An 11,769-nucleotide genomic window follows, 5' to 3' on the forward strand; every position below is an offset into this window, starting at 1 on the left:
CTCGAACTGCCGGCCGACGCGAACCGGGAGCGATCCGACCGCGGTGACCAGAACCGCCTCGTTGTAGAGCCGCAGGCCGGCCGCCTCGAAGGCCTCGATGGTGTGCCACGGGAAGCCGCGATAGAGCCCCTTGGAATCGCGCACGTCGCCGACCACGAAACAGGCGAAGCGATCCGGCTTCAGCATCGCCGCGCACGCCGCCACGATCTCGGCATAGACCGCGCGGAACGAGTCATAGGGCATGGTGGACAGGTCGCGCGGATCGTCGCTGTAGACCTCGAGATCGTGGTACGGCGGGCAGCTGAAGATCAGGTCCGCCTCTACTCCTTTCGCCAGCGTCGCGATGTCCCGGGCGTCGCCTTCGATCCATACCGGGATCGGGTCGTCGCAGATCGCGTCGGCCTGGACCCGGTTCGCTTCGATCTGTTCGGGGCGCAGATCAATCCCGATGTAATCCCGGCCGAGCCTCGCGGCGACGATGCCGCGGACGGAGCCGCCGGCGAACGGATCCAGCACCAGGCCGCGCGGCGGGCAAAACCAGCGATAGACCAGCTCGCACAGGACCGGATCGAAGATGCTCGTGCCGGTAATCTGCCGGCCGGCGCCGTCAAAGTTCTGGATCTCGCCGTACAGCAGCCCGGCCGGGATCGAGTCGCGATCCTTGTACACCGGCTTATAACCGGCGTCGGTCTTGAACAGATACACGCTATTCTTGCCGGTTCCGCGGCCGCCGGGGATGGCGGTCGCCCGCTTCCGGCCCTTCGCCTTCTTCCCCTCGCCGACGACGTGCTCGCCGCGCATGAGATCCTGCCCGAAGGTGCGCGCCTTGGGCTTCCTAGCCATTGGGCACCGCCCGGCCGCGGCCGTCGCCGCGCGCCTTCGACTTGCTGTAGTCCGCCGCCGGCATCTTCGAGCCGCCCGGCTCCGCGTTCGCCTTCCGGCGCGACCGCTTCAACGCCTGATCGGCCGAAGGTTTCAACCGCTGCACGGTTTCGGACATGGTCAGCTTTTCGCCGGCCGTCTCGCCGCGCCCGAGCTCGCTTTGAATGCCGAGCGAGATCCACGCGCGCTTGCGGTCCTGCCACCACCCTTCCCGCGCGTTCAGCACGGAGAAGGGCGGGGCGCCGAACCGATCGGACAGGTTGCCGCGGGGCGAGTCGTCGTCATCGCCGTCGCCGCCAGCACCGCCGCCGATTCCGAGGATGTCGTCCAGTTCCTTGTCGCTGAAACCGATGACGCTGAGGTCGAAGGCGAGCTCGTCCCGGAGCGCCGCCAGCTCCGCGGCGAGCAGGTCGTCATCCCAGCCGGCGTTCTCGGCGATCTTGTTGTCGGCGATGATGTAGGCCCGACGCTGGGCTTCCGTCAGATGGCCCAGGCGCACCGCCGGAAGATTCTCGATGCCAAGCCGCTTGGCGGCGAGCACGCGGCCGTGGCCCGCGACGATCCCGTCATCGGCGTCGATCAGAACCGGATTCGTGAAACCGAACTCCGCGATGCTCGCGGCGATCTGCCCGATCTGTTCGTCGGAATGCGTGCGGGCATTGCGAGCATACGGGACCAAGCGATCTGTCGGGATGTATTCGATCCGTAGCTTTGGCATCGGGGCGAATCCACGGCGTCGGGGCGATGAAACCTGAAACCCGAAATTTTGTTGCGTCACTAGCGAAGAATCGGGCTTCGCCAACCCGCATAGGGGGGCCGGGCCGGAAGTACCTACGCAACAATATTGCTCGCCGCGCGGTGGCCGTTTCGTGGCCGCTGGTGCGCGGACGGGCGGCCGGCTTTGCCGGGGGCGGGCCGTCCCGGTGCGCGCGTCAGCGGCGGCCGTGGGCGCCCGGCGGGGCCATTCGATCGGCGCGCTGGCAGACGATCTTGAGCCAGGCGCCGGGTGGCAGGCCGCGACCGAGGGCGGTCTCTGCGACGTAGGCTTGGCCGTTGCGGCCGCAGGTCAGCGGCGACGGTGCGTCGGGTCCGCGCAGGACGTGGATGGCCGTGTCCGGCGTGCAGTCGGGCACAGCGATCGAGGCGGCGCAGACGAGGATCAGGACCGCAATCATGCTGGCGTGGCCTCCGGGTTGCGGTAGGCTTGGCGCCATGGCCGACACGCCGAAGCGCATTCCGTTCTACGCGATCCGGCTGGCCGACTTGCTTGATCGGCCAGACATGGCGTTGGTCGCCGAATGCTGGCGGTGCGGACATGCGGCGCGGCTCGATCCGGTTGCCTTGGCGGCGGCCAGAGGCGAGAACGAATCGCTGCGTTGGCTGGAGCCGAAGCTGCGCTGCAAGGCCTGCGGTAGCAGGGCCGCTCTGTTCCGGATCGAGTATGCGGATGAGGCGGAACAGGGCACGAAAAAGCCTCCCGCGCGGCAGCCGGGAGGCTCGTAGGTGATAATCCCCACCAGAATAGTTCTAGCCCCTAGCAAATTTGGTGCATCGGGTGCAAGAAAATTTTATTCCTCGCCGATCAGCCGGCGCCGGAGTTCGGCCTGCTGGTAGGGCAGCATCATCGAGTAGGCTTCGAGGAACGCCATGACGTAGCGGGGCGCCGGCACGCTGTCCCTGCGCTCGCTGCCGTAGCGTTCGACGGAGGACATGGAGAGGCCGAGCATCTCGGCCAGGTGCCGCCGGCGCAGGCCGGCCCGGGCCAGCGCCTCGCGGAATTCCTGCGCCGTCGGCGGGGCGTGGGCGGGGCCGACCGGCTTGACCGCGCGGCGTTCGGACGCGGCACTGTTCGCGGCCTTCGCTTGCTTCGGCATCGCGTTCTCCGTCTTCGCTCGCCGGGTCATAGGGCGTCCGGGTCGTAGACCGTCACGTCGGGGTTCCATCGGAACGGCTGGCCGCTGTCGCGTTCGATGGCTTGGATCAGGACGCGCCGGCAATCGCGCGCCTTCCCGTCGCCGATCATGCGGCGAACGCGGTCGAACGCCTGCGCCTGCAGGGCGTTGTGGGCGATCCAGTCCTCGCCGAGGTAATCGTGCCGGGCCATGCCGCGCAGACCGATCCGCAGAAGCGCCAGATGGCCGCGCACCGCCTCGCGGCGCGCCGTGGCCGGGACATACGCCATGGCGTTCTCGATCTCGCGACGGACTTTCGGCCAGTTCGCTTTGGTCGTCGTCATTGTTGCGGTCCTCCGGTCGGGGTCCGTTTCATTGCTCCCGGCCGCCGATGGCGGCAAGCCGGGCGCGGTCCAAGTTGCCGCGCTCGTCGAAGCACGAGCGGGCGAGCCCGGCCGCGTCGTCTTCGGACGCGGCCGGGATATACAGCACATAGGTTCCGATGCGCACCGAAATCTGAATGCGGCAGACCGGACGATCGGCATCGGTCATCGAGCGACCGCCCAAACATGGCGAGCACCGTCCGGGCAACCATTCGCATTCTTGATGCGTCATGGTCAGGATTCGCGTTGCAAGATGAATTCGACCTCGTCGATCGCGTCCGCCTTGCGGCCCCATATCCCGGCATGGCGAACGAGAGCGCCGTCATCGGTGCGGCGGATCTCGGCGTGCCACTCGCGTCCCTGACGCTTGATTTGGCCGAAGAGCCGGCCGCCGCACCGCACGCGGGTCAAGGTCGGCGTCATCCGCTCGGTCTGGAATTGCGCCATGGCCCTTCCTCCCTTCGGCTAGCGGTCGTTCGGGTGCGGCTCGCCGCGCCAGCCGGCCCAATAGGCCTCGCCGTACACGCGGTCGAACGGGTGCGGGCAATCGGCGCCGTCCGCGGTCGGCCGGTTCCAAGGAGGCATCCGGCCGCGCTCGGCGTCGGCCCGGCCGTCCCAATAGCCCCAATTGCGGCGGTCGGCGGGCGAGAACTTGCGGCGGTCGGACATCGGGGCCTCCCTTGGGTTAGGCGCCAACCTTTATGATGGCGTTGCGGTCCTTCAGCACGGTGGCCGCGTACCGGCGGGCCATCTCCTGAGCCTCCGAATAGCGGCCGGTGTGCTGGAAGGTCCGGCCGCCGATCTCGAAGATCCACAGGCCGTAACCGCGAGGCTTGCGGCCGTGCGAGGCTTCGTATTGCGTGGTGTCGATTCGGATAGCCATCTGTCCCTTCCTCCCGGTTCGGCTTACTCGTAAGAGCCCGGAATGAAGACCCACACCTTGGCGGTCCCTTGGGCGTTCCAGGTCTTGCGATTGCGGGCCATCGTTTCCTCCGTTGTTGCACCTCAAGAGATACGCATGGTGCGGTCGATTTCAAGCAAAAATCCCGCATCATGCGAAAAAAAATGAGCCCGGCCGAAACCGGGCCCAAGGTACGCCGACGCAACGGAGGCTATTGCACGGCGTCGTTCGTCGGTACGTCGATCGCGCCGCGCGGATGGCCGAGCAAGATCCGCTGATCGCCGATGGCGACGATCACCTTTTCGCCGGCCGCTAGGAAGCGGTCGATGATCTGCTGAACCTTCCGCCGCCGCCAGTGGCCCGGCCGATCCGGATCGACATGAACGATCAACGACCGGCCATCCTTCGCAACCGTCATGACGACTCGGCTTCGATCCGGCCGCAGCTCGCGCGGCAACCGGGCATCGGGCTGGCGCTGGGACAGGAGCCACAGGCACTCGAAGTCCCGGCACGATCGCGGCCGATCGGCATAGATCCGGCACGATTGATGATCGCAATGCCGGCACCATAGCCCGCGCGGCTTGCCGAGCTCGGGAACGCCCATCACCTTGCAGCACAGGGCGCACTCGCCGCAGCCGGTCATGACGCGCCTTCCACATCGGGCGCCAGCACGGCCACGCGCCAGATGCCGCGTTGGGGCTGCGAGACGATTCCGGCGCGGTCCCGGGCGAACGTGCGGGCGTCGGCTTCATCGTGGAAGTGGTAGAAATCCCACAGGCCGGGCACGCCAAAGAGCGTGCGGCCGACCTCCATGTGGAACGGCATCGGCGCCGGATCGGGCAGGTGCACCGGCTCCGGGGCCGGCTTCCGCCCGAGGCGGTCCCACGCAAGGGCGGTCAGCTTCTCCCTGCATCCGGCGAGCAGGTCATCGTGGCAGACCGTCTCGCCGTCGATTTTTCCGATCCACCGGCGGACCGTGCCCCGCACGATGCTCAGCCGCATGTCGCCTAGCTCGGCATAGTAGCCGCCGCCGGACGACGGCCGAAGCCAGGGCAGCGGGGCGGTTCGTGTCTCCGTCATCGTGCCAATTCCCTCAAGGTTGCGTAGAGCCAGAAGCCTTCCTCGTTGACCGCGTACAGCGGCGCATAGCCGGCGATCGCGGTGGCCGGCACCAAGCCGGCGGCGTTGTTGTCGAGCACGAGAACTTGGCCGGCACGCTCGACCACGAGCACCGCGTGGGTTGCCCGGGCCGCTTCGTCCCGAACGACGACGATCCGCATCGCCGCCGCCGGGACGCCGAGCGAGCGCAGGGCGAGATACTTGGCGATGGCGTAATCCTCGCAATCGCCGCCGCGGGCGAGGAATTCGCCCGGCGTGGCCCAATAGTCCTCCCGGCCCCAGTTCTCCGGATCGCCGACATAGGGCACAGCGTTCAGCACCGCGTTGACCTCGGCCAACTGCGCCAGCGGAGCCATGGCCGTGGCGTGGGCGATCAGCCGATCCCAGCCCGCGCCGCAGATCGGCTGAGCGCACGCCACATGCTCGCCGACGTAGCGGCGAAGGACGCCCAGCCACTTCGGCATGAGCGACAGGTCCGTCGAATGCGGCGGCTGCGCGGTCAGCGGCATCGGCGGCACCTCGGCGGCCGGCGCCGGGGCGGCGGATACCGCCAACGCGAACGCCAGCGGAGCCGCCGCGGCCATGAGGGTCCGGCGGATCATGACGCGCCCTCCGGAGCCCGAAGGGCTTCCCGGACCTGCTGAAGCAGTTCGTCGCGGTAAGCCGCGGCGCGGCTGGGCGTCCACATCGGCGGATAGGTCTTGACGCCGATCGTCCGCGCCGGGCCGAGGCACCGGGCACCGTCGAAGCCGGGCAACTCGAGCCCGGTCACGCAGAAGTAGATCCGGCGAAAGGTCGCGGCCCGCGCCTCTTCCTCGCGGATGATCCGCCGATCGGTCCGCCGGAAGCGCCCATAACGCCGCTCCCATGCCGCCGCCTTCATCTCGGCCGTGATCCAAAGGCCGCCGATGGCTTCGCCCAAGGCGGCCACGTCCTCGTTGCTAAGAGTGATGGTCCTCATCGTTTCTCACTCGCCCAACGGTTGTGGGGCCGGGCGCAGTCCGGCCCGGCCCCGATGCGGCGCTAGGCCGCGACCTTGTCCAGCAGCTTGCCGGCCTGGCGCTCCATGTCGAGCCGGGCGTCCTGATGCCCGACCTTCCGGGCCGCGGCGGTGATGCCGGCGACGAAGTCCCACACCGACTCCGGCGCCTTCCCTTCCTCCTGAACGACCGTCTCGATGATCGAGGCCGCCGCCTTGCGGCTGAAGCCGCGATTGGTCAGGAAGTCGCGCCGCTCGTCGTCGTTGCGGGCAACCACCGCCTCCCGCGCCGCGCTGATGCCGGCCAGCAAGCGGCCGGTCGCGGCGTTCGCATAGGACTCAAGGGCCGGCATGGCTTCGAGCATGAACCGATCGGGCGCATACTTGCTGTGCCGAACCGCGATCTCTTGGAAGCCTTCGACGCCCCAAAGGATGCGATTGCAGCACACGCCGCGGAGGTACATGGTCGCGATCCCGAAGGACCGGGCCCCGACCTCGCTGTTCCAGACGTAGAAGCCGCGGAAGACCAGATCCGGGTCGCCGTTGGGCAACTTGCCGATCTCGATCGGGTGCGTGTCATCGACGAGGAACAGGAAGACGTCGCGGTCGCTGGCGAAGAGCGTCGTCGTCTCCTTCGTGACGTCGACGAACGGGTTATAGCGGCCGAAGCCTTCGAGCAGGCCCGGCACCTTCCACCGCGTATCGCCGACTCCGTTGCCGGCGATCTTTCGGACCGCGGCCACGACCTCGTGGTCGAAGATGCGGCCGTAATCCGGGCCGGTCGCGGCGCGCAGCTCGACGCTGCTCGGATCATCGTCGATCGTGTACGCCTTCACCTTCTCTTCGCGGTAGCCGGACAGCCCCCATTGCAGGTTGATGCCGGCGATCGTCGCCGGAAGCTGCCGAAGGTATCCGGCCGGCGCGCGAACGAGGCTGCACAGCTGGCCGAAGCTCCAGTGGGTCGGCGTCGTCAGCCGGCCGTCCGGCAGCTCCAGTTCAAGCCTCTCGTTGTCTTCCCGGCTGGCGCGCACCCGGATGTCCTTCGCGTCAAGGATCTCGGTCCGCGCCGTCTGCGCCCGGGCGAAGGTCGCGCGGTGCAACTCATCGAGGTTGAGGTAGCGCTGGTCGTCGGGGCGGTTCCACCACTGCGAGGAAACGCGGTGGTTCGTCGTGCCCCGCGACAGATCGACGGCATAGGCGCCGGAAACGGATCGGGTTGCGTCAAGCGTCTGAATAGCCATATCGTTTCTCCCGTTGCTAGGCGTCCCGGCCTTTGTCCCGGGACACCTCACACTTATACGCACCATGCGGGTCTTTCAACTCGAAATCACCGCATGGTGCGTGTTTTTTCAGCCGGGATGTTCGCCCGAGGCGAGCCGCACCGCGATTTCGCGGCAGGCGGCGTCGATGCGCCGCGCGCCGGTCCATCGGCTGAAGCCGAAGGCCGCCTCGATCTCGTCCCAAGGATGCGAAAGCATCCAGGCGCCGATCAGCATCCGCGGCTCCCGATCGAGCCACATCAACCAGCCGAGGCATTCGTCCAGGCGGTCGATCTGGTACGGCGTCGGCCGCGGCCGCAAGGTCGGCGTCGAGTCCTTCGGCGCGTCCTTGAAGAGCTCGCGCTTCATCTCGGGCCAGCAGACGCGCAGGTTCCGAAGCCGGGCATAGTCGCTCGGCAGTTGGATCCGCCGCAGCGTTCGCCCGGCCTCGCGCAGGCGCCGTTTGACCACCGCCGCGAGGATCGCCAGCGGGTCGCGCGTTGCGTGCCCTTGCACCTTGGCGCGCCTGGCCTTCGCCCGGCGCCGACGCCGCTCACGCCGCGTGGCCGGCTTGCCCGCCGGCGGTTCGGCGTCCCGATAGGCCCGGATCGCTTCTTCGATCTCCGGGTCGATCGGCACGCGCAACGTCAGCTTGTCCCGATCCGCCATCCTGTCCTCGATCGCCGGCAGCATCACCCGGCCCGCGTCAGGCGTTGATAGATCTCGCCGGCCCGGTGGGCCTCCCGGGCTTCCGGCAAGTGCTGCCGCCACGTCCGATCGACCGCGCGGCGGATCGTGAGTTCGTCCACCTGACAACCGGCGCGCTGGATCATGTCCCGAAGCCGCGCCTCGCAGATCGCCCGGGCCGAGTCCTCGATTGCGCGCCGCCGGGCGCGGCGGCGCCGCCACCAATCACCGATCACGGCCTTCCTCCCGGTCGCCGACCAGCACATAGCGGACGAAGTGGTAAGGCTTGTCCGGCACCATGCGGCGGACGATCTCGATGCGCTTCGGGCCCACTTTCGTCTCGTGCTGACCGGCCTTTGCGGCGCGGGCCCGGGCGGTGCGGACTCGCATACTTTGCGTCATCGCTGTTGCTCCTTGTCGAAGGTGGCGAGCGCCTGGCGCGCGCGGCACAGGCGGCTGCGGACGGTGCCTTCGGGCACCCCGGTGGCCGCCGCGATCTCGGAATAGCGGTCGCCCCGAGCGGCGAAGAGAACCGTCCGGGCGTATTCCGACGGCAGCGCCGTCAACCGGGCGCGAACCTCACCCAGGTACACCGTCGATTCCTGATCGGCCGCAATGCCATGGTCGTAGAGCGCGTAGACGAGGGCGGTCGGGTGTTCGCGCGCGCGCCGATGGCCGCTGCAGAAAAGGCGGAAGCAAATGACGCTGAGCCACTTGACCAGCGGCGTGCCCGGCCGCGGCCGATACTGGCGCCGGCTTTCGAGCGCCCTCAGCATCGTCGCCTGCGTCAGATCGAGCGCGTCGTCCCAATTCCGCGTCAGGTGCTTGGCGAGCCGGCGGATGTGCGGAATAGCCGCGGCGAGCTCGGCGCGGAAGGCGTCCGGCGGCAAGGGCGGGCGCTCGGCGGGCACTGTCATATCAGCCTCTCGTTCGGATGGTCGCCCGGCGGCAACTCGTCGAGCGCCTCGGGCGGATAGTCGATCTCACGCAGGTGGGGGCCGCCCTTCACATCCAGCTCGAAGGCCGGCTTGGCGTGCGAGCCGATGTCGCACAGCGGCGTGTAGCGGCTGTAAGGCATCTCGATCCACGCCTGATCGGGGCCGTCGATGACGTCGATCTTGTGGACCTTCAGCGCCACGTCTGCGGCCATGAGCAAGCCTTCGCCGCCGCGGATGTTGCCCTCTTGGTTCAGTTGCGCGCCGGCGACGATCCAGATGCCATATTGCTTCGTGGCTTCGGCCAGCATCTGCGCCAAGTCGTCGAGGAACTCGGCCTTGCTTTCGCCGCGCCGTTGATCGGAGATCAGCTGCAGGTAATCGACGAAGACGCCGCGCACGCGGTAGACCAGCGCGGCCCGGGCGATCGCCTGGCGCAGCGCGTCGCGCGTCATCCGGCCGCGTTGGAGGAAAAGCAGGTTGTTCGCCCGTTCCCGAAGCCGCTGCACCGCCTTGACGGCATCGTCCGCGAACTGCGGCGCCCGCCGGTGCTTCGGGTCGAGGAAGGCGAGCGAGTTGACGCCCATCATCCGCCCCAGGATCCGCTGGGTCTGCTCGTCGGGGCTCATTTCGAGGCTGATGTAGAGCGCCGGGACGCCGGCCCAGTTCAGGTTGTAGGCAATGGTCGCCATGAGCATCGTCTTGAACGACTTCATGCGCCCGCCGAGCCCGTAGAGCTTCTCGGCGTACAGGCCGCCGGCCAACGCCTGATCCAAGGCGGCAAGGCCGGTCGAATCGCACCGCAGATCGCGGTCAAGATCCGCGACGACCCGTTCGGCCAGATCGGCGATGCTCACGAAGCCATCGTCGGGCCCGGTGATTTGCCCCGTCAGGTCGCCGGCCATTTCGGCCGCGATCGTCGCTGCGGGCTTGTCCAGATTGACGTTGTAGGCTTCGGACATGCGCCGTTCGCAGGCTTCGATGATGCGGCGGCGGTCGGCCAGATCGCGGATCGTCCGCGCATAGTCGTCGGCGTTGAAGATCGTCACGACCGAGGCCTGGAGCCGCGCCAGATAGGCCGCGCCGCCGACCGCGTCCAAGGCCGGATCGCGGTCGAATTGGTCTTTCAGCGTCAGCGCATTCGCGGTGCGGCCGGATAGGATCAGCTTCAGGGCGGCGTCGAAGATCCGGCCGTGCACCGCGTCCGCGAAGTCCTCAGGCCGCACGATCCCGGCGACCTTCGCCAGAACGTCGTTGGCGTTCAGGATCGCCGCGAGCAACGCCTGCTCGGCCTCGTAATTGTGCGGCAGAACGCGCCGCTCGGTTTCGCCGCGCAACGGAATCACCCGACTCACGGCGCCCCACCCTTGGCCCGCCGCGCGAGGTAATCGTCAAGGTCGAGCCCCATGTGCTCACGCCGGAACCGCCGGTATTCCGCGGACCCGATCACGGGCCGGCGCGGGACCGGCGGGGCGGCGGGCGGCGCGTTGACATTCGCGGGTGTCGGTTCCCGGAGCGGCTTTGTCCGCGCCGCCTTCGCGTCCGCCACCGCGCCGTCGAAGTACACGAGGCTCCGCGGCATCCATTGCGGATTGGCGCGGCGTTCCCGTTCGATGACCGCTCGCACCGCGGGAATGATGTCCAGATCCGGGTCGCACCCTTGGGCCAGCCAGGCGCGGACCCGGCCGTAGTTCAGCAGGCTCGGGTTGCCGCACAGCGCGAGGACTCTCTCGCCGGTTTGGTGAAACTGATCTTCAGCAGCAGCAGCAGCAGCGGGATCGCGCGCGCGCGCGGCATCGAGACTCGATGCTGCTGCTAGAGACTCTGATTCTTCCCTTACCTGTCCCTGTCCCTGTCCCTGTCCCTTATTAGGTTCAACGCCGGTTGAACCGAAAGATTCGCCCGGTTCGGATTTTTCCTTATTTTTCAATCGGGCCTGGGCCGATTTCCGGCCCTTTTCCCGCTGCAACTCGCGAAACTTCGACCTTTTTTCGCGATGTTCCAGCTTTTCTTGCCAAACTTCGCGGACTTTTTCGCAAACAACCGGATGATAAAGCCGGCCGTCGCGGCACTTCACCCAGCCCCGAAGCACGTCCGCGCGGACCCGATTCCATCGCCGCCGGGAACACATCGCCAGTTCGGCCAGCATGTCGTCGTCGTCTTCCAGCGAGCCCGCAGGCCGCTCGTGCCACGCCGCGATCCACAGGTTGATCGAATAGAATCCGATCTCCGGATTCTTCTTCGCCAGAAGCCATTGCCGGGACGTGCGCAGCCGTTCGACCTCCAACGGCATGAAGCGGAAGTCGCCCAGGTCGGCCTCGGCAGGCGTCAACGGTTCGGGAAGCTCGGTCATCCTGTCCTCGCCTGATTCATGGTTTCGTTCATCCGGGCCCAAAGCTCGAACATCGCCTCTTCGAGCCCGGCGCTGCTTCGGTTGAAGGCGCGATAAAAGCGCGCGTAGGCTTCGGCGCATTCGGCCGCGCGGGCCATCGACGGCGCAGCCCTGAAGGCCCGCGACGCCAAGATGAAGCGGTCGTGCAGCTCTTCGACGTCGGGGAACGGGATCACGGCCTCGGTCATGGCGTCCGGTCCCGATGGATCACCGGCCGCGGCTTCCACACCCGGCGGTGGTGCGCTTCGCAATAGGACGTGTGCGGGCCGGCGACCGGGGCACCGCATCTTGGTGCGTTGGCGCTCGGCTCGCCCTCGATCCATTGGCACGTCTTCGGCCG

At 67.7% G+C, this 11,769-nt stretch carries 22 protein-coding genes; 1 reads left to right on the forward strand and 21 read right to left on the reverse strand.

The genetic code is table 11. The features are described from left to right. The 3 genes from VF194_RS06245 to VF194_RS06255 all read right to left on the reverse strand — a co-directional run. The coding region (locus VF194_RS06245) for a DNA methyltransferase (protein WP_330889123.1) at positions 1-801 on the reverse strand (801 nt) is incomplete at its 3' end. A gap of 34 nt (positions 802-835) precedes the next feature. Next, the gene (locus tag VF194_RS06250) at positions 836-1,600 is read right to left on the reverse strand and encodes a ParB/Srx family N-terminal domain-containing protein (protein ID WP_330889125.1); all 765 of its coding nucleotides are present in this window, start codon (positions 1,598-1,600) and stop codon (positions 836-838) included. A 214-nt stretch (positions 1,601-1,814) separates the two neighbouring features. Next, a complete protein-coding gene (locus VF194_RS06255; RefSeq protein ID WP_330889127.1) occupies positions 1,815-2,057 on the reverse strand; it encodes a hypothetical protein in 243 nt (80 codons plus the stop codon). A gap of 37 nt (positions 2,058-2,094) precedes the next feature. Here VF194_RS06255 and VF194_RS06260 point away from each other — a divergent pair, with 37 nt between their 5' ends. Then, the gene (locus VF194_RS06260; RefSeq protein WP_330889129.1) at positions 2,095-2,385 is read left to right on the forward strand and encodes a hypothetical protein; all 291 of its coding nucleotides are present in this window, start codon (positions 2,095-2,097) and stop codon (positions 2,383-2,385) included. Positions 2,386-2,450: 65 nt separating this feature from the next. Here the strand turns inward: VF194_RS06260 and VF194_RS06265 are convergent, their stop codons facing one another. The 18 genes from VF194_RS06265 to VF194_RS06350 form a co-directional block, all read right to left on the reverse strand. Then, positions 2,451-2,756 (reverse strand): helix-turn-helix transcriptional regulator, encoded by a 306-nt coding sequence (locus VF194_RS06265; protein ID WP_330889130.1) that lies wholly within the window; start codon positions 2,754-2,756, stop codon positions 2,451-2,453. 26 nt (positions 2,757-2,782) lie between these two features. Continuing rightward, the gene (locus VF194_RS06270) at positions 2,783-3,118 is read right to left on the reverse strand and encodes a hypothetical protein (RefSeq protein WP_330889132.1); all 336 of its coding nucleotides are present in this window, start codon (positions 3,116-3,118) and stop codon (positions 2,783-2,785) included. 28 nt (positions 3,119-3,146) lie between these two features. After that, entirely contained in the window at positions 3,147-3,326 is a 180-nt protein-coding gene (locus VF194_RS06275) for a hypothetical protein (protein ID WP_330889134.1), read from the reverse strand. 65 nt (positions 3,327-3,391) lie between these two features. Continuing rightward, positions 3,392-3,604: a hypothetical protein gene (locus VF194_RS06280; RefSeq protein WP_330889136.1), complete on the reverse strand. Its 213-nt coding sequence runs from the start codon at positions 3,602-3,604 to the stop codon at positions 3,392-3,394. Positions 3,605-3,622: 18 nt separating this feature from the next. Then, complete coding sequence (locus tag VF194_RS06285) at positions 3,623-3,826, reverse strand: hypothetical protein (RefSeq protein WP_330889138.1); 204 nt, start codon at positions 3,824-3,826, stop codon at positions 3,623-3,625. Between the two features lie 16 nt (positions 3,827-3,842). After that, the gene (locus tag VF194_RS06290) at positions 3,843-4,040 is read right to left on the reverse strand and encodes a hypothetical protein (protein WP_330889140.1); all 198 of its coding nucleotides are present in this window, start codon (positions 4,038-4,040) and stop codon (positions 3,843-3,845) included. A 229-nt stretch (positions 4,041-4,269) separates the two neighbouring features. After that, a complete protein-coding gene (locus VF194_RS06295; protein ID WP_330889142.1) occupies positions 4,270-4,701 on the reverse strand; it encodes a hypothetical protein in 432 nt (143 codons plus the stop codon). Continuing rightward, positions 4,698-5,138, reverse strand: a complete 441-nt coding sequence (locus tag VF194_RS06300; RefSeq protein WP_330889144.1) for a hypothetical protein — start codon at positions 5,136-5,138, stop codon at positions 4,698-4,700. Before VF194_RS06300 ends, VF194_RS06295 begins: the two co-directional genes overlap by 4 nt. Continuing rightward, entirely contained in the window at positions 5,135-5,779 is a 645-nt protein-coding gene (locus tag VF194_RS06305) for a transglutaminase-like cysteine peptidase (RefSeq protein ID WP_330889146.1), read from the reverse strand. Before VF194_RS06305 ends, VF194_RS06300 begins: the two co-directional genes overlap by 4 nt. Next, a complete protein-coding gene (locus VF194_RS06310; RefSeq protein ID WP_330889148.1) occupies positions 5,776-6,138 on the reverse strand; it encodes a hypothetical protein in 363 nt (120 codons plus the stop codon). The genes VF194_RS06305 and VF194_RS06310 overlap by 4 nt, the downstream gene beginning before the upstream one ends. A gap of 62 nt (positions 6,139-6,200) precedes the next feature. Continuing rightward, the gene (locus VF194_RS06315) at positions 6,201-7,397 is read right to left on the reverse strand and encodes a DUF932 domain-containing protein (protein ID WP_330889151.1); all 1,197 of its coding nucleotides are present in this window, start codon (positions 7,395-7,397) and stop codon (positions 6,201-6,203) included. Between the two features lie 108 nt (positions 7,398-7,505). Then, complete coding sequence (locus VF194_RS06320; protein ID WP_330889153.1) at positions 7,506-8,108, reverse strand: DUF6362 family protein; 603 nt, start codon at positions 8,106-8,108, stop codon at positions 7,506-7,508. Beyond that, positions 8,108-8,338 (reverse strand): hypothetical protein, encoded by a 231-nt coding sequence (locus VF194_RS06325; protein ID WP_330889155.1) that lies wholly within the window; start codon positions 8,336-8,338, stop codon positions 8,108-8,110. Before VF194_RS06325 ends, VF194_RS06320 begins: the two co-directional genes overlap by 1 nt. Then, positions 8,328-8,504: a hypothetical protein gene (locus VF194_RS06330; protein ID WP_330889156.1), complete on the reverse strand. Its 177-nt coding sequence runs from the start codon at positions 8,502-8,504 to the stop codon at positions 8,328-8,330. Before VF194_RS06330 ends, VF194_RS06325 begins: the two co-directional genes overlap by 11 nt. Beyond that, positions 8,501-9,019, reverse strand: coding sequence for an RNA polymerase sigma factor (locus VF194_RS06335; protein ID WP_330889158.1), 519 nt, complete (start codon positions 9,017-9,019; stop codon positions 8,501-8,503). The genes VF194_RS06330 and VF194_RS06335 overlap by 4 nt, the downstream gene beginning before the upstream one ends. Next, positions 9,016-10,374 carry a replicative DNA helicase gene (locus tag VF194_RS06340; protein WP_330889160.1) on the reverse strand — a complete coding sequence of 453 codons (1,359 nt, stop codon included), beginning with the start codon at positions 10,372-10,374 and terminating at the stop codon, positions 9,016-9,018. The genes VF194_RS06335 and VF194_RS06340 overlap by 4 nt, the downstream gene beginning before the upstream one ends. A 14-nt stretch (positions 10,375-10,388) precedes the next feature. Next, on the reverse strand, positions 10,389-11,390 hold the full coding sequence (locus VF194_RS06345) for a DUF1376 domain-containing protein (RefSeq protein WP_330889161.1): 1,002 nt from the start codon (positions 11,388-11,390) through the stop codon (positions 10,389-10,391). After that, the gene (locus VF194_RS06350) at positions 11,387-11,617 is read right to left on the reverse strand and encodes a hypothetical protein (RefSeq protein ID WP_330889164.1); all 231 of its coding nucleotides are present in this window, start codon (positions 11,615-11,617) and stop codon (positions 11,387-11,389) included. The genes VF194_RS06345 and VF194_RS06350 overlap by 4 nt, the downstream gene beginning before the upstream one ends. Between the last annotated feature and the right edge of the window lie 152 nt (positions 11,618-11,769).

The organism is Ferrovibrio sp., from assembly GCF_036381655.1.
Taxonomy (GTDB): domain Bacteria; phylum Pseudomonadota; class Alphaproteobacteria; order Ferrovibrionales; family Ferrovibrionaceae; genus Ferrovibrio.